Source organism: Photorhabdus sp. RM71S, from assembly GCF_042879355.1.
Classification (GTDB): Bacteria; Pseudomonadota; Gammaproteobacteria; order Enterobacterales; family Enterobacteriaceae; genus Photorhabdus; species Photorhabdus kayaii.
The window spans coordinates 1-15,814 of record NZ_JBHFKV010000075.1 but is presented as its reverse complement, the minus strand read 5'-3'; the positions used below and the strand labels follow the sequence as shown (position 1 = coordinate 15,814).

14 protein-coding genes and 2 pseudogenes are annotated in these 15,814 nt (G+C 40.9%); 14 read left to right on the top strand and 2 right to left on the bottom strand.

The annotated features are described in order from the left end of the window. The first annotated feature begins 111 nt into the window (after nt 1–111). From ACGF5R_RS22325 to ACGF5R_RS22260, 14 genes and pseudogenes are all read left to right on the top strand, one after another. Complete coding sequence (locus tag ACGF5R_RS22325) at nt 112–300, top strand: hypothetical protein (protein ID WP_387692785.1); 189 nt, start codon at nt 112–114, stop codon at nt 298–300. Nucleotide 301: 1 nt separating this feature from the next. Continuing rightward, nucleotides 302–937: a two component system response regulator gene (locus ACGF5R_RS22320; protein ID WP_112879802.1), complete on the top strand. Its 636-nt coding sequence runs from the start codon at nt 302–304 to the stop codon at nt 935–937. 347 nt (nt 938–1,284) lie between these two features. Beyond that, nucleotides 1,285–2,063 (top strand): annotated as a pseudogene (locus tag ACGF5R_RS22315) (IS4 family transposase); the annotation flags it as partial. Next, nucleotides 2,030–2,659, top strand: a pseudogene (locus ACGF5R_RS22310) (IS1634 family transposase); the annotation flags it as partial. The pseudogenes ACGF5R_RS22315 and ACGF5R_RS22310, both read left to right, overlap by 34 nt. Nucleotides 2,660–2,671: 12 nt before the next feature. Continuing rightward, the gene (locus ACGF5R_RS22305) at nt 2,672–5,341 is read left to right on the top strand and encodes a DUF637 domain-containing protein (protein ID WP_387692783.1); all 2,670 of its coding nucleotides are present in this window, start codon (nt 2,672–2,674) and stop codon (nt 5,339–5,341) included. Nucleotides 5,342–5,343: 2 nt separating this feature from the next. Then, nucleotides 5,344–5,661: a YacL family protein gene (locus ACGF5R_RS22300; protein WP_262980447.1), complete on the top strand. Its 318-nt coding sequence runs from the start codon at nt 5,344–5,346 to the stop codon at nt 5,659–5,661. Between the two features lie 1,153 nt (nt 5,662–6,814). Continuing rightward, nucleotides 6,815–8,050, top strand: a complete 1,236-nt coding sequence (locus ACGF5R_RS22295) for a multidrug effflux MFS transporter (protein WP_387692780.1) — start codon at nt 6,815–6,817, stop codon at nt 8,048–8,050. Further along, nucleotides 8,043–8,981: a 3-hydroxy-3-methylglutaryl-CoA lyase gene (locus ACGF5R_RS22290; RefSeq protein WP_112878230.1), complete on the top strand. Its 939-nt coding sequence runs from the start codon at nt 8,043–8,045 to the stop codon at nt 8,979–8,981. The genes ACGF5R_RS22295 and ACGF5R_RS22290 overlap by 8 nt, the downstream gene beginning before the upstream one ends. Next, nucleotides 8,978–9,721 carry a hypothetical protein gene (locus tag ACGF5R_RS22285; protein WP_387692778.1) on the top strand — a complete coding sequence of 248 codons (744 nt, stop codon included), beginning with the start codon at nt 8,978–8,980 and terminating at the stop codon, nt 9,719–9,721. The genes ACGF5R_RS22290 and ACGF5R_RS22285 overlap by 4 nt, the downstream gene beginning before the upstream one ends. Beyond that, entirely contained in the window at nt 9,718–11,883 is a 2,166-nt protein-coding gene (locus ACGF5R_RS22280; protein ID WP_387692776.1) for an isocitrate/isopropylmalate family dehydrogenase, read from the top strand. Before ACGF5R_RS22285 ends, ACGF5R_RS22280 begins: the two co-directional genes overlap by 4 nt. Beyond that, the gene (locus tag ACGF5R_RS22275; protein ID WP_112878233.1) at nt 11,883–12,560 is read left to right on the top strand and encodes an RraA family protein; all 678 of its coding nucleotides are present in this window, start codon (nt 11,883–11,885) and stop codon (nt 12,558–12,560) included. The genes ACGF5R_RS22280 and ACGF5R_RS22275 overlap by 1 nt, the downstream gene beginning before the upstream one ends. Next, nucleotides 12,557–13,438, top strand: a complete 882-nt coding sequence (locus ACGF5R_RS22270; RefSeq protein ID WP_112878234.1) for a DUF6282 family protein — start codon at nt 12,557–12,559, stop codon at nt 13,436–13,438. Before ACGF5R_RS22275 ends, ACGF5R_RS22270 begins: the two co-directional genes overlap by 4 nt. Before the next feature lie 439 nt (nt 13,439–13,877). After that, a complete protein-coding gene (locus ACGF5R_RS22265) occupies nt 13,878–14,108 on the top strand; it encodes a hypothetical protein (protein ID WP_112878235.1) in 231 nt (76 codons plus the stop codon). Further along, nucleotides 14,098–14,250 carry a hypothetical protein gene (locus ACGF5R_RS22260; protein WP_158537779.1) on the top strand — a complete coding sequence of 51 codons (153 nt, stop codon included), beginning with the start codon at nt 14,098–14,100 and terminating at the stop codon, nt 14,248–14,250. Before ACGF5R_RS22265 ends, ACGF5R_RS22260 begins: the two co-directional genes overlap by 11 nt. 437 nt (nt 14,251–14,687) lie before the next feature. On the opposite strand, the gene ACGF5R_RS22255 is transcribed toward ACGF5R_RS22260, so the two are convergent. Both ACGF5R_RS22255 and ACGF5R_RS22250 read right to left on the bottom strand, forming a co-directional pair. Further along, entirely contained in the window at nt 14,688–15,518 is an 831-nt protein-coding gene (locus ACGF5R_RS22255; protein WP_387692774.1) for a phosphoenolpyruvate hydrolase family protein, read from the bottom strand. Nucleotides 15,519–15,528: 10 nt separating this feature from the next. Then, on the bottom strand, nt 15,529–15,723 hold the full coding sequence (locus ACGF5R_RS22250; RefSeq protein ID WP_240000803.1) for a Tm-1-like ATP-binding domain-containing protein: 195 nt from the start codon (nt 15,721–15,723) through the stop codon (nt 15,529–15,531). Nucleotides 15,724–15,814 lie beyond the last annotated feature (91 nt).

The window sequence follows — 15,814 nt, the reverse complement described above, 5'->3', positions numbered from 1 at the left end:
TATGGAAGAGAGAGATCTTAACGTTTTAATGAGAGAAATGCCTATAAAAAGTCATATTTTGATTTTTATTTAACTAAAATAACCTTATTAAAAATGTGAGATCTCACCCTGATGAAGGGAGTGAGTGGGCAGGCAGGGCTTAATTCATTATTGTGTGTCATTGTTGAAATGGAAAACCAGATACATAACGGTTCGCTGCCGCAAAAAAATGAGCTGATGAAACTACGCAAATTGATTAACGCAACGCTGTGCTCTGCTGAGGAACACGAGCAGAATGCACCTTTTTCCGCGAGGTCCTAATATGATTTGCTATAAAGTTTTGCTGGTAGATGATCATGAGCTGATCATAGATGGAATAAAGAATCTTCTTGCCGCATACCCGCGTTATCAGGTAGTCGCGCAAGTTGATGATGGACTCTCTGTTTATGCTGCCTGTCGGGATCTTGCACCAGATATTGTGATTCTTGATCTTGGCCTTCCGGGGCTGAATGGATTGGATATCATTCCACAACTTTGCCAACGCCGGCCGGATTTGCGCATACTTGCTCTTACGGCCCATGATGATGAGCTGACTGCCAGCCGTGTACTGCGTGCGGGAGCATTAGCTTATGTCTTGAAAACCAGTTCGCAGCAGATATTACTTGCTGCGATTACCAGTGTTGCTGCCAGAAAAAGTTACGTTGATCCTCATCTTAATCAGGAGGCAATCCGCTTGCTGGGAGAAGGAATAAATGATGACAGCACATTGCTTACCCGGCGTGAGCGCCAAATATTACAGCTAATTAGCGAAGGTAATGGCAATCGTAATATTGCTGAGGTGTTAAGTATTAGTATTAAAACAGTAGAAACTCACCGCCTTAATATGATGCGAAAACTTAAAGTTCATAAGGTGACTGAATTACTTAATTACTCAAGAAAATTGGGATTGATAACTTGATCATGCGGATAGTGTTAATGCTACCGGATGGTAATTGACTATTAGCAATAGCATGCAAAAACAGCTCGATTATAGGGCTGTTTTTGTGTTTTTCAGTAATATGTATAAACGAAATTTAGGATATTTTTTATCTGATTGATATATAAATATGGTAGATTCACATAATAAGTGCAACATCGTTAATCCGGAAGTAAACATGTTCGTATTCCCTTAAATAATTCATTCGATGTTTTCCCACCCCGTGTTTTTCCTGTCTCTTATACACAAATCCCTCAGTAAATATTGAGGAATTTGTGTACTTCTGCCTAAATGATAGTTTTCAGGATAAAACGATAAATTGAGGTAAATTGACCAGGTTTGTAACGGAAGCAGAACACTGGGCAAAAGAGACGTTCTCAGGCGCAAAACTGGGTGACCAGCGGCGCACCGAACGGTTGGTAAAAGTCTCCTCATCACTCGTTAACAACATAGGAAAATCGCTTGTGAAATCTCTGGATACCCCCGCTGATATCGAAGCGGCTTACCGTTTTATCCGTAATACGGATGTTAAAGCCGATGCCATTGCAGAGGCGGGTTTTGCTGCCACCGCTGAGCGGGTTAAATCCTGTGACTACCTGCTCGCGCTGGAAGATACCACGACGCTGAATTTTACGCATGAAACCGTCAGGGATGAAATGGGCTATACCTCATCCAGTCAAAAACCCACGGGAATGCTGGCGCATTCAGTACTGCTTTTTGCCCCCAATCAACAACAGGTTGTCGGGTTGATTGAACAAAAACGCGGGGTGAGAAACATCAATGACTATGGCAAGAAAAAACAGCGTGAGACCCGCCCGTATCAAGGGCGGCGCGTTTGGGGCCGGAGATGACAAAGGTGATCAGTGTCTGTGATCGGGAATCTGATGTGATTGAATACCTGGCCTATAAGGTCATGAATCAGCAGCGTTTTGTTGTTCGTTCAATGCAAAGCCGGCGGATAGCAGAGAGTGAAGAGACTCTTTATACCTTCAGCGATACTTTGCAGTCCGCAGGAGAAAGACAGATTCAGGTCAGGCAACGGGGCGGCCGCAAAGCCCGGGAGGCGCTCTGTGAGATACGTTATGCGCCCTGCGTGATTTTGGCTCCGAATGCCAGTTTATCGGTATTGACGCCCCACAAGTGGAGGAAATCATGACATATCAAGGGCGTGGACGTCCGGCTAAAGATAAACCCTCTCAGATTTATTACCGGCTCTCAGGCCGGGCTTACAGTCAACTGGATAAAGTCGTGTATGCCCGACTCAAGGTGGGGATGTTTATTTTGGCGACCAATGAAACGGACGATAAGGCGCTGGATATGGCCGCGTTGCTCGCGAATGACAAAGCCCAGCAGAAAGTTGAGCGAGGTTTTCGATTCCTAAAAAGTCCCGAGTTCTTAACCTCATCCATGTACCTGAAAAAACCGGAACGCATCGAAGCCTTATTGATGGTGATGACGTGTAGCTTAATGGTGTATGCGGCGCTGGAACATAAAATTCGCACGGGTCTGAAACAAAGCCAGGCATTCTACCCGGATATGAAGCAGCAGCAGACGCAATCGCCCACCGCTCGTTGGGTATTTTTAACTTTCGAAGGTATTAATACCTTTGAATTTGAAGAACACCGGATGGTGACGGGAACGCAACCGTACCAAAATGCCCTGCTGAAAATATTGGGGCCACCATACGAGTCTTTTTATTCCTGAATTGGGTGCGGAATGTCGGTAGTAAACTTTAAGGCAGAAGATTTAAGCACTAAAATACGTGCAAATAATGCTGTGATATCAAGCGGTAAAGATATTGTTGGAAAAGCTACTCAAATCCATTCAAAAGGTGATTCATTATTGTATGCAGGAAGAAATCTTGAATTATCTGCTTATGATTATAAATATTTCCATTATCCTAATGGCATGCTTAATTCTCATAAGGATATAGCAGTCCCTAATATTCACTCTAATAAAAATCTAACATTGTTAGCAAATAATGCTATTTCTATATTTGCTTCTAAATTATCTTCTGATGGAGATATTAAATTGTCTTCTGGTGGAGATATAGGATTTGTAGCTCTTAATAATTATTTTGAACTGAGAAGTAACAACTCAACACGTGAAGAAATAAAACCTCAAGGTGTTGAATTAAATAGCGGGGGTAATTTATCTATTATCACTGATGGGAATTTATTATTTCAAGCTACTAAGTTAATGGCTAAAGGAGCTATAAATATAGCTGATAAAGGCGGTTATCTTTATGCGCAAGCAAAGGAGGATATTAGTCATTATGAAACCGAAGAAACAAAGCGTAAATGGTATGGTAAGAAGAAAACAACTACAAAAATTCGCCACGATGTGACTAATAAGGTGACTGAATTCATTGCTAACGGTGATATTAACCTATTAAGCCATGATGACAGTACTTATGAAGCCAGTAAGATTGAAACTAATAAAAATGCCAAGTTAACCAGTACACATGGAAAGGTAAATTTTAAGGCAGTAAAGGATACCTCTTTTGAACAAACTATTAGCGAATCCAAGGGTTTCTTCATTAAGAACAGAGATAGCGGCCATACTAAAGAAAAATGGGTACTGCCTTCTATTCACATTGGCGGAAAACTAACTGTCGATGCAGCAAATGGGATTAGTGCTGATATCAAAACGAAGAACGATAAATCCTTACAGAATGTATTGGCAACACTCGGCGATACACCTGAAACAGCTTGGTTAAAGGAGTTAAATCGACAGCAAGATGTAAAATGGAATGAAGTTAAGGATGCTTATGATAGTTGGGATTATAAGAGCCAGCATTTAAGTCCAGCAGTTTCTGCTGTTATTGCTATAGCAGTTGCTGTAGCTACAGCAGGCGCGGGGGTAACTGTTGCGGCAGCCGGTGGAGCAGCAGGTGTGGTTGGAGGAGCAGCTACTGCGGCTGGAGCGAGTGTAGCAACAGCTGCGGCAGCAAGTACTGCTACATATGGAGCAGTGACTTCAGGTATAGCGGCTTTGGCTTCTAAAGCAGCAGTTACACTTGTAGATAATCAAGGCAATCTGTCTAAAACCTTTAAAGTAATGGGCAGCAGTGATACTGTAAAATCAACCATCACTTCAATGGCGATTGGTGGTGTTTTGGCTGGATTTGATAATGTTATGGGTTGGGATAAAGCTGCTGACGGGGCTGTTGCTGCAAAATCAAATATACCTTTATTAAGTAAGGGTGATTGGAGCAAAGTCGCTCAACGTGTTGCTGGACAATCAATTATCAGTTCCAGTTTAAATACCACAATTAATGGCGGCAGTTTTAAAGATAATTTCACGGCAGCATTGCTTGCCAATGTCGGTAATCAAATCAATGCAGAAGGGGCGGATTTCATAGGAGACTATGAGAAAGTATTAGGTGAATCTGGAAGAGCAATTAGTCATACTGCCTTATCTGCTTTTGCAGCAGAAATTGGTGGCGGGGATGCCAAAGGTGCTGCTGCTGGCTCATTGGCTGCTTCGCTTGCGTATCCAACTTTAGATAATACATTCAGCGATCCGGCTAAAATACAAGCTGGAGGTAGAATCATTGGTGGTATTGCTGGTGCATTTTCTACAAATAGTGCTCAGGGTGCTAACAGTGGCGCTAACTCCGGAGAAATAACGATTGTATACAATCATTTAGCTCATGCTCTAAGTGCCGCAGAGAAGCATAAGCCTGGAACGATAAAAGCTCATGAAGAAAAAACAGCCGAGCTTTGTGTACAGTCACCGGATGTGTGTGAAAGAGCTGCGACAACATTTAGCGTATCTGCTGATTTTCTTCCTGTGATTGGAGATATTAAAGGGTTTGCCGAAGCAGAAACCGCGATCGATTATCTAGCAGCAGTAGTAGGCCTGATACCAGGAGCTGGTGATGTTGCTGGGAAACTCCTAAAAGGAGCAGATAAGGCACTGAAACATGGTGACCTTGAAACCGCCTCAAAGCTGATTCATCAAGCTCATGATGAAATAGGTATATTGTCAAAAGTTAATGTTGAACATGTTTTTCATGGTGAAATAAACCGTAAAGGAAAAGCTGTTGGCTTCCATCATGAAGCCAGCATAGGCCATCAAGGAAAAGCCCGTATTACTGAAATTACAGACCTCTCAAATGCTCAAGGTGTCTATCGAGGAAAAGTTGAAGTGTTTAACTCACAAACTGGACAATGGGTGTCGAAAGATCCTAAATCAACATTCTTCCCACAATCATGGAATCGTCAGCAGGTACTATCTGAAATAAAAGGGGCATATAAAAATTCCACTATGCAAGGCTCTAAGTGGGAAGGAATATCGCCAAGTGGGGTAAGAATTGGTGGTTATTTAGATAAAAATGGAAATATTAATACAGCATTTCCTGTTTATGAAGGTGTTAAATAAAAATGAAATTTTATGTTGATGAACATGGTTATTCTCGCGCTCAAGCAGATGAAGAACATCGCCTTATAGCATGGTTTTTAAATGACGATGTTCAGGGCAGTTTACACAGCGTTGAAGAATATATTTCTTGGTGTGAATCAGTTAAAAATGGCGAAATACCACAATGGGAAGGAACTGGTAATGCCCATACTGTTACTATTAAGCCAGATGGCGTCGAGATCTTTAACGAATACACAGAAGAAAGTCTTGAGATCGCAACCATAGAAGAATTCAAAGGTTATCTTGAACAATGGAAAGAGTTACTTCTAAGCAGAAAGTAATCTGATTAAAAAGCCGGAAGATCTCTTTGATCTTCCGGCTTTGTTCTTTCTTACCGTGGCGAATACCCATGATAGGCCAGAGCTGATTGAAGTCGTCCTGATTATCCATGCTTCTTCGTCATCAACCGTATAGGCGCGTATTTTCGCTCAACTATGCTGACACAGGGGGGTTATTGCGCGATCTCCATTCATGAAAATACGCAAATGGTAAGACCAGATATTATTTTTCTCTGATATAACCTATATATATTCAACATTAGCAATCCAGAGCAATCCAGTTTTGTTGACGACGAGTCAATCGAGCTTGCTCACTTTCGTCAGTGAACTTAGCAGAAACATATTTAAGCAATGTAGGATCAACGTCTTCAAAGGTATTGACGTTAACTACGGCATAATCGCGACCGTTAATCTGACTGATGACAATAGGTACTATTCCGCACTTGCTACAGATGTAAAACTGGGCTGTACCTGTTTCAAAAGAGTATTTATGTAGAAGTTTTTGGTCTCTGATACTTAGTCGAAGCTGCCCCGTTGGGTATGATGTCCAGACGGCACTGTGCTTGGTACAAAAAGAGCAAGTACATGCTCGTGCCGGAATCTCCAGAGGCTCAGGCTCCCAGTTAAACGTAAATTCAATATTCTTACAGTGACAACTACCGGAAATTAGTATGTGTACCTCCTTAGTTTGCGTGTCTTAACAATGGTAGGGAAATGTGATCTGGTATTACTAGGTTGTGAGTTTTTAAAAATATATCATTGCTCATATAATAACATCAGTTATTATATTTATAATAATAATGACTTTGTTTTTAGTATTATATGTTGTGTTTTGTGTTTTTTTTATTTGTTTTTGAATTTAAATTTTATGTTTTTTTGTTTACTAAAAAATGTTATTGATGTTACTATATTTTCAGTTGATATTTACTTGAGTTTATTTTTTGAAGTGTTAATTATTAAATAAGGTGTGTAAATTAATAACTATGCCAATGTGGAATTTGCTAATGTGAGATTATAATTGTTTTGATGTTATTAATTTATTCATTAAATAAGTGATTGTGTGCATTTAATGTAAATTTAACTGGTGCGTGTTTTTTTTATTTTACACGGAATTTATTCTTGGATAATGTTTATTATATTGATTGGTTAATGGTCCATGAACAATAAATCTTCATCTTTATTATTTATCGTTTTAATGGCTTTTCTTTCTATGGGGGGGCTGGTTTCATCGGATATATTCCTACCCGCCTTGAGTAAAATGGGAAACTATTATCACGTTAGCGAATCTAGTATACAAAGTGCAATAGCTATATTTCTATTTGGTATAGCCTTTTCTCAACTTATTTATGGGCCATTAAGTGATTGTTTAGGAAGAAAAACGATTCTTATTTCTGGAATGATTATATGGCTGATTTCAACAATTGGTATTTTTTACAGTACGCATATTAGTGAGTTGCTATTATTGCGTTTATTCCAGGGAGTAGGCGCTTGTGCTGGTATTACATTAAGTCGTGCCATTATTAATGATTTGATGGGCAAGGAAGAAGCAGCCAATTTGTATCTGATTATTTTCCCTTTTGTGGGAATGTCACCCGCTGTCGCACCAATGATCGGCGGTGTGTTAAGTGAGTATTATGGCTGGAAAGCCTGTTTTCTATTTCTTACTTTATTTATAACAGCCACGCTTATACTGTGCTTGCTAGTTCTGAAAGAATCACTACCAGTGAAAAAGCGCCAAAAATTGAGTGTTAAAAATGTATTGGTTAGTACTTACCAAGTGATAATAAATAAAGAGTTTCTTTTCTATGCAGCAATACCTTGCTTCGCTTATACGGCATATTTTTCTTATTTGATTGAATCTCCATTTATTCTTACAGCTATGGGATTACCAGAAAAATATGTTGGCTACACCTATATAATGCTCTCTTTGAGTTATGTGTTGGGTAATCTTACTGCTAAGAAATTAAGTCGCCAGCAAGGCATGAGAAAGACGATTTCTCATGGCTATCTCATCTTTGCTGTTGGAGGTATTGCTTTCACGATACAAATGTTTTTTAGTTCCTACCCATTGATAACTTCTGTACTAACAATATCAGTATTGACTTTCGGTAATGGTTTTTTGCTGCCACTTGGTACTGCATCGGCAATTGCCACTCATTCTCAAGCGGCAGGGACAGCTTCCGGCGTGATGGGAACATTGCAATTAGGTAGTGCAGGACTGGCATCATTGCTTATTGGTTATATATCTCACCATGAACCTATTAAAGTGGCATCTATCATCACAGTTGTTTCCTTAGTCGGTAGCATTATTTATATAACTGGTAATAGAGGTAATAAAGAAATAAGTAAAAAACAAACAATAGAAACTAAAATAGGAATGAAAAATGGTTAATAATATAGATGTCACATTACGTGATGGTGGATACCTGAATAATTTTAATTTTACAACAGAATACGCTATAAAACATGTTGAAGCGTTGACTAAAAGTGGTGTGGAATGGTTTGAAATTGGTTATCGCAATGGTTCTTTCAAACCTATTTCTAATATTGGCCTAACAGGTATGTCGCCGGATAGTTATATCCGAGATATTCATCAATCGGTACCTGAGGCAAAATTGGTCGTCATTGCCCATCCTCACAATATTAATGTTGATGATATCTATGCAATGAAGGCGAATGGCGTTAGCTTGCTTCGGTTATGTATTAAAGCTGATAACCCCCAGCCATGCTTAGAGTTATGCAAGATTGCTCGAGCTACTGGAATGGCTGTGGGTATTAATTTTACACGAGTGAGTCAGCTCTCTATCAGTAAAATTATTGAAGTTGCCAAACAGTGTGAACAAGCTGGTGCTGATATTATTTACCTGGCGGATTCAAATGGTAGTTTGTTCCCTGAACAGGTAGCGCAGATGTTTTATAAGTTAAAGTCTGCCACGCAATTGCAATTGGGATTCCACCCTCATGATAATTTGGGTCTTGCCACAGCGAATAGTATTGAAGCTATGAGAGCTGGAGCTAATTTTATTGATAGTTCTCTATCAGGGATGGGAAAAGGTGCCGGAAATCTCAATTTGGAAAGCTGGCTATCATTTCTCAATCTGAGCCAAAATAGCAAACAATATGACCTTGAACGAGTATTTAATCAACTCAATGAACTGCAATCCCATCATTTTTTTGCCGCCGCCCAGCGCGATCTTATCGATATAATGATGGGTATGTACAATTTGAGTGTGGAAAATAAAACAGCTCTCGAAGAAGGGTTACGAAATGGTATTAATTATGCGTTTCAGGTTGTTAAATCTTTGCGAGGAGCAACGGCATGACACGGCATAATAACCATGCCGGATGTTTCAGTCTCGAAGCGGTAATTCTTTCACCTGTGATGCCGCTTTGGGATCATGGTGATTTTTGCACTCCATTGCGTATATTATTACAGAAAGTGGGATATCAGGTGTCTATTATTGATACATTATCCTTAATTAATTTATCTGATCCCGACTACGCTATTAATATTATTGAATCTGAACTCAATCAACGTTTTTCCCAGCCTTATTTGCTTATCGGTTTTGCGATGTCTGGTACTCTGGCACAATTGCTTGCGTCGCGCCTGAAAAATCTCACGGGAGTAATCTCAGTGAGTGGTCCTGGATATGCTGATTCGTTACTGACCAATAGGCTGGAACAATTAATAGCATTACTGAATAGAAATCAGCTAGATGAAGCGATTTCTGTGTTACATAACTTTGTTATTCCTGAAGGTGGGACCCCACTTCCTAACATGCCTGCGATACCTGACCATTTAAGAAATACTGCTCGGGAGCGCATGATAGTGGGATTTTCACTGTTGCTACAATTGGATGCCAGAACAATATTGTGCAATTACAAAGGAAAATTTCTGAGCATAGTTGGTGGACGTTCACAATTAGCCACAGAATGTAATCAGGTGGTCAGCACTAATACTACGCACTGTTTTGTTGTCGTGGATGGGGCAGGAATGCGGCCTTGGGAAGACAAGCCGTCATTTATTAACAACGTAATTAACGATTGGCTCAAAACCTTATGAATAAAAAAATTCTTATTTTACCTGGGGATGGTATTGGTCAGGAAGTATGCGATGCCGCTCTTCCCGTTTTTCAGGCCCTAAATCTTCCTGTGACATTGGAAACTGGGGATATTGGTTGGACTTGTTGGGAAAGAGAAGGTAATCCAGTACCTGCCAGTACTTGGGAAAAAATAGCTTCAGTAGATGCGGTGTTACTCGGCGCTATTACTAGTAAAGGTAAAGAAGAAGCACAACAAGCGTTGCCGCCGCCTCTGCGTGGGAAAATGAGAAATTATGTGTCACCCGTTATCCAATTACGCCAGCGTTTGGGATTATATGCAAATATCCGACCAGTGCGTTATGTAGAAGGGGACCGTAAACCATTTCGCTGTTGTGTTATCAGGGAAAATACCGAAGGACTATATGCAGGGTTCGATTTTAAAGGAATTCCCGCTACTGCGACAACTTGGTTACGGCATCCAAATATAGATAAATATGGCTCTGAAGAAGCAGCATGGACAGTCCGTCTACAAACCCGTTTTGGTTTAGAACGTTTGTTTATTACTGCATTTGAGTATGCAAAGGAAAATAACTACTCCCGTGTAACCTTTGCGGATAAACCAAATGTAATGCGGGAAAGTGGGCACTTTGCAAAAGGTATTTTCGATACTGTTGCGGCACGTTACCCTGAAATAAAAGCGGATATCCACAATGTAGATGCGGTAGCTTTATGGATGGTAAGAAAACCGCATGAATTTGGTGTCATTGTCGCTGAGAATATGTTCGGTGATATTTTGTCTGATTTGGCAGCGGGAGTAATGGGAGGGCTTGGTTTAGCGCCTAGCGCTAATATTGGTAGTGATATTGCATACTTTGAACCTGTACACGGTAGTGCGCCTGGTATGGCAGGTAAAAATAAAGCCAATCCGGCAGCGATGTTTTACACAATCGCATTACTACTGGAACATCTTGGCTTTTCTGATGCAGCACAGCAAATTAACTGTGCAGTAGATAATGTGATACGTGAAGGACGAACTGTTACTTATGATCTGGGTGGTAGCGCAACAACCCAACAAATGGCGCAGGCTATTATTAGTACTCTAAGTAAAAAATACACTAGCTATTCTGCATCGGTTATTACTGTTGGTGATGAACTCCTGAGTGGTAAATATCCTAATACTAATCTTCAGGATATTAGTGAATATCTCACGGAGCAGGGATATAAAGTGAAGCAACATCAGGTTTGTGCTGATGATATTAACCAGATTGCTACCGCAGTGGTTCGCAGGCTGGGGCAGGATACTCTCATTATTGTGTGTGGCGGTCTTGGCCCGACACCGGATGATAAAACTCGTGAGGCGATAGCAAAAGCGGCAGGAAGCCCTCTGGAAATACGTGATAATGTCTGGGTGGAAATACAGCAACAATTGGAAAAACTGGGAGTATATTGTGATCTCTCGAATCGATTCCAAGCCATGTTTCCATTCGGAGCAAAGGTTATTCCCAATGTTACAGGTACAGCACCTGGTTTCAGTCTTAATGTTGATGGTAGTAAAATAGTTGTGTTGCCAGGGCCTCCGTCCCAAATGCGGTTAATGTTGTCAGAAGAACATTCTATCGGCCCAGTAGTCGGCATGAGAGAGAGAAACTACCATTGGACACTAATCGGGGTTAGTGAAAGTAAAGTAGGTACGATGGTGAATGCATTCTTTGATGGTGTTGAGTGTGATATTCACTATCTGTGGAAAGCGCCTTATGTCGTAGTACAAGTTATTACGCCTGCTGATGTCCCTCTTTCCGTACAGCAATTGGCTAACTTTAGCGTCATGTTTGAAAACAAATTGGTTAGTGATTGCCAGATGACTGCTATGGAAAAACTCAGTGAACAATACCGCATTAACTGGTTCACAGATGATGATGAATTAAATACATATCTACACACAACATATGCAGTAAATAATCCTTCAAAATTTCTTTCGGTGAATATTACAGTGTCTCCTTCTATAAGTTCATTTTTGTCTGGTGAAGAAATGCTTGGACAGATGACCTTGACGACCATAGATGATGAAGGACGACAATATTCAGTGGATTTTCCATGTAATAAATTGCTACTGCAACAATCTATACCAGAATATGCCGCCTGGAGTGTCCTGTGCGCACGTGAACCCAAAGGGGAAATGTAATGCAAACTATACAAATTGATCAAATCAAAAAGCGTTTAATGAAGCTTGACAGTGCGGCCATATCGGATGCAATGGATAGTCTGCATATTCCTGCTGGACTAGCTGGAATTGTGCCACGTAGTAATGTCGGGATTAAAATGGCTGGACCAGCTTTTACTGTGCGCTATGAACCTATCATTCCGGAACAGGGTAAATTTCTTAATGCTGGAAACTACATTGATGAAGTACCTGCTGGATATGTAATAGTGGTTGATAATCAGGGGCGTACGGATTGTACCAGTTGGGGTAATATTTTAACTTTTAAGGCTGTACAAAAAGGAATCGCAGGTTCTGTGATTTATGGGTCAGCCAGAGACTTGTCTGAGGTTCGCAGATTGGAATATCCCTTATTCACGACAGGGGTTTATATGGTATCTGGAAAGAATCGAGCCAAGGTTGCTGCAAAACAATGCACTCTGGATATTGGCGGTGTAGCAATATCTCCAGGAGATTGGGTTTTTGCTGATGATAATGGTGCGCTAGTCATCCCGCAGCAGCATTTGCTTACCGTTATTGAGCGTGCAGAAAATGTTGACAAAACTGAACAAGCTATTATTGAGGCGATAACTAACGGAGAAGATCTAGTTAACGCCCGCGAAAAACTGGGATATGCCGTACCTTGGAAAGCTGCGCAATGAGTCAGCTGTTTATAGAATACTGGGAGAGAAAACTTCGTTTTCTGGATGTACATTATCATGCCCGTCCCGATAGTTACATTCGGCGGTACAATGTACTTGAAGCAGGAAGGGAATACGTCCGACATGGTGGTGGGGTTGTACTTAAAAACCATCTGGGGAGTGTTACTGCTTTGTCGTCACTGGCTCAAGAAGCAGGACTTCCGGTTTTTGGTTCGATAGTATTGAACGCAACTGCTGGAGGGCTGGCAATTAACTCTGTTATCCAGTCACTGAGTCAGTACCAGTTCTGTAAAGCTCCGCGGCTGTTGGTTCATCTGCCGACTATTGTCCCGACAAGCCATAAAAGTATAATGAAACGTGCTTGGGCAAATGCTTTCGCGCAAACTTTAGCACAGCAACCTTTGTCTGTTGTCGATAGCAATGGGCGATTGCATAACGAGATCCATGAGTTAATTAGTTTTGCGCAGCAGCATAATGTTGTATTGTCATCCGGCCATGCTTCACGTTATGAAGTTATGCAACTTATTGATGCGATTACCGCTGCGGGTGGTTGTAAGTTCATGCTGAACCAACCTGCCAGTCCTATGACAGGATTAAAAGCGAAAGATCTTAAGGCGTTGGGTGAACATGATTGGCTTTATGTGGAGCAAACGGCATTAACTGTTTATCTTGGTTATCAGACAACTGAGGATTTTTTTGAAGTGTTATCGGAGGTGAATAATGTTGTCTATAGCTCCGATCTTGGACAGCCAGTCCAGCCGGATGTTGAGCAATGGTTGAGCGATAGTGAACGCTGGTTTAAAACCGCTGGCCTTAGTGAAGAACACATCCGAGATATCTCTTTACTGAATCCACTGCGGATGTTGGCTCCGGATTAGATATTAGATTCATCGGCTGAGAAGACGATAATTATCCGTTGTTGGTTGAATATGGAAAATTGCAATAAAGATCTATGAAACTAGCCGAAATTATTTGACTACAACACCACTAGAACATGACCATGCTCGCATTTTCAAAAATGGTATAGCAATATCCAAATCATTTGTGAAGTTGTGGGCAATGGTCTTTATTTTGTTACAAGAAAAATAAATGTAGGCTCTGTGTGTGAGAACCCTCTGGTGCAAGTTATATACCCGTTATCTTTCAAGTTGCCTCTTTGTTGGCTGCACTAGCTCACCCCGGTCACATAGTTTGCTATGCTCCCGGGGATTCACTCCCTTGCCGTCTCGATGCATCTTGAAATCCATTGGGTATAGAGTGATAGCATAGTAGATGCCCTTATTTAAGCTCTTTGCTCTAAGTTATGAGAATGGACTAATGAAAGCACCTGACCGGAATTTGCAAATGGTGCGTGGATTATTAGTGGGCTGTAGTATGACTACTACGAATGCTATGGCTAATATGAATAGTAACATATCCTCATACTCAAAGCGTTATACATTTAACGCGCAATTTAATGTAGAAACCGAAGTACACACCTTGCTTGCAGACTTTTCTTTGGTTTTAATTTTTTCTAAACCAATTGAGAAGCAATATTATGCACAGTAGTATCCTAGATACTTCCGAGAGTTTGTGTCAGCTCGGGCATAGCCTATCGGCGCTGAGTTCTCTATTACCGATGCTGTTTACCATGCATGAAAAAGCGAGTGATGAATATCATCGTAGAACTTTGGAAGACGAGATAAAATAGCCTTGTTAAATGAAACAGGGGAATTTTTGGATGGTTTTCCGGTTTAAAGGCATAAACTATCGCCGACAGGGTGTTCGATATTGTTGGTACTCATCAGGGCCGATTTTTTCCCTTCCCGGGGCCTGAACCGGCACCAGGAGGTCATCACCGAGGCATCAGCATGCTAAAGAAAGTATTGTGGTGTGTGGGGCTTCTGTCCAGCCAATTGCCGGCCATTTTTTCGTTAACATCGTTGAGTAAGCCCCGGAGACAAGCGAGACTGAGTTGTTGCGGACCGACAGGATGAAATAAGGAAGCCAGACAGACATGTGTTGGCTGGGGATGGCATATTGGGTATCTTCCCGTATTTTGAGGAAAAGAAAACAATGCGTCATCATAACGTAACAGATATTACGGTTGTAGTACTCAGTTTCCACATAGCTTAAGTATAATTCTCACTAACCTCGATTAATTTCTTTAAATTTCTGGATCGTGTGCTTGATGGTTTGTTCTGTTGGCAAACGCTCCATTGCACTAGCTCCATAGAACCCATGACAATCGGGGCAATGAGCCAAAATATAGGCGACATCTTCCGGTTCCGAAATTGGGCCGCCATGGCACAAAATAATAATGTCATTTCGGACAGTTTTAGCTGTCGAAGCGCAAGCATTAATGATTGGTATACAAGATTTCAGATCATATGAGGTATTAGCACTAATATCGCCGCCAGTGGTTAGCCCCAGATGTACGACGATGATATCAGCACCTGCTTGTGCCATAGCCTCAGTTTCTTTTACATTGAAAACATAAGGAGTGGTAATCATTCCCTTTTCATGTGCCAGGCGGATTAGCTTCACCTCCAGTGCATATCCCATGCCTGTTTCTTCCAGGTTTTTTCTGAACTTTCCATCAATAAGCCCTACTGTTGGGAAGTTCTGAATACCAGCAAAACCTTGTGCCTTCAGTTCATCCAGGAAAAGAGATAAATTACAGAATGGATCAGTACCACAGATACCCGCCAATACAGGTGTTTCCTTAACTATCGGCAATATTTCATTACCCATTTCTCTGACAATTTCATTTGCATTACCGTATGGCATTAATCCGGCCAGAGGTCCTCTGCCAGCCATTCTGAAGCGCCCAGAATTATATACGATAATGAGGTCTGCCCCTCCTGCTTCTTCGCAACGCGCCGAAAGACCAGTGCCTGCACTTGCTCCAATAATAGTTTCGTTATGTTCGACTTTTTGTTTTATAGTTTCAATAATCTGATTATATTTCTTCTTCATAAGAAATTCCCTAGTGTTCTATTATTTCCTTGAATTGTTGTATTACAAGGGTACAAAATTGTGGTGAATTTATGTGAAAAGGTGTTTTTATAACTTTTCGCAATTCTGTTTGTTTTATTGTTTTTTTTAGTCCATGACAGAAAGCCTGTGTTGATGCAGGTAAATAAAAAGGTTGTTCAGGGCAATCTAAATAAGCTTTCGAAATAATAGATCACTTGGAAGGGAACTCAGTCCGATTTTTGCGATCTGATCAATCGCTAAAAATCACAAACCCCAAAACGGACTGAGCGATGCCC

Excerpts from the sequence above, each read along its gene's own strand:
- ACGF5R_RS22325 (WP_387692785.1), top strand. The coding sequence starts at position 112 with ATGAAGGGAGTGAGTGGGCAGGCAGGGCTTAATTCATTATTGTGTGTC.
- ACGF5R_RS22320 (WP_112879802.1), top strand. The coding sequence starts at position 302 with ATGATTTGCTATAAAGTTTTGCTGGTAGATGATCATGAGCTGATCATA.
- ACGF5R_RS22305 (WP_387692783.1), top strand. The coding sequence starts at position 2,672 with ATGTCGGTAGTAAACTTTAAGGCAGAAGATTTAAGCACTAAAATACGT.
- ACGF5R_RS22300 (WP_262980447.1), top strand. The coding sequence starts at position 5,344 with ATGAAATTTTATGTTGATGAACATGGTTATTCTCGCGCTCAAGCAGAT.
- ACGF5R_RS22295 (WP_387692780.1), top strand. The coding sequence starts at position 6,815 with ATGAACAATAAATCTTCATCTTTATTATTTATCGTTTTAATGGCTTTT.
- ACGF5R_RS22290 (WP_112878230.1), top strand. The coding sequence starts at position 8,043 with ATGGTTAATAATATAGATGTCACATTACGTGATGGTGGATACCTGAAT.
- ACGF5R_RS22285 (WP_387692778.1), top strand. The coding sequence starts at position 8,978 with ATGACACGGCATAATAACCATGCCGGATGTTTCAGTCTCGAAGCGGTA.
- ACGF5R_RS22280 (WP_387692776.1), top strand. The coding sequence starts at position 9,718 with ATGAATAAAAAAATTCTTATTTTACCTGGGGATGGTATTGGTCAGGAA.
- ACGF5R_RS22275 (WP_112878233.1), top strand. The coding sequence starts at position 11,883 with ATGCAAACTATACAAATTGATCAAATCAAAAAGCGTTTAATGAAGCTT.
- ACGF5R_RS22270 (WP_112878234.1), top strand. The coding sequence starts at position 12,557 with ATGAGTCAGCTGTTTATAGAATACTGGGAGAGAAAACTTCGTTTTCTG.
- ACGF5R_RS22265 (WP_112878235.1), top strand. The coding sequence starts at position 13,878 with ATGAAAGCACCTGACCGGAATTTGCAAATGGTGCGTGGATTATTAGTG.
- ACGF5R_RS22260 (WP_158537779.1), top strand. The coding sequence starts at position 14,098 with ATGCACAGTAGTATCCTAGATACTTCCGAGAGTTTGTGTCAGCTCGGG.
- ACGF5R_RS22255 (WP_387692774.1), bottom strand. The coding sequence starts at position 15,518 with ATGAAGAAGAAATATAATCAGATTATTGAAACTATAAAACAAAAAGTC.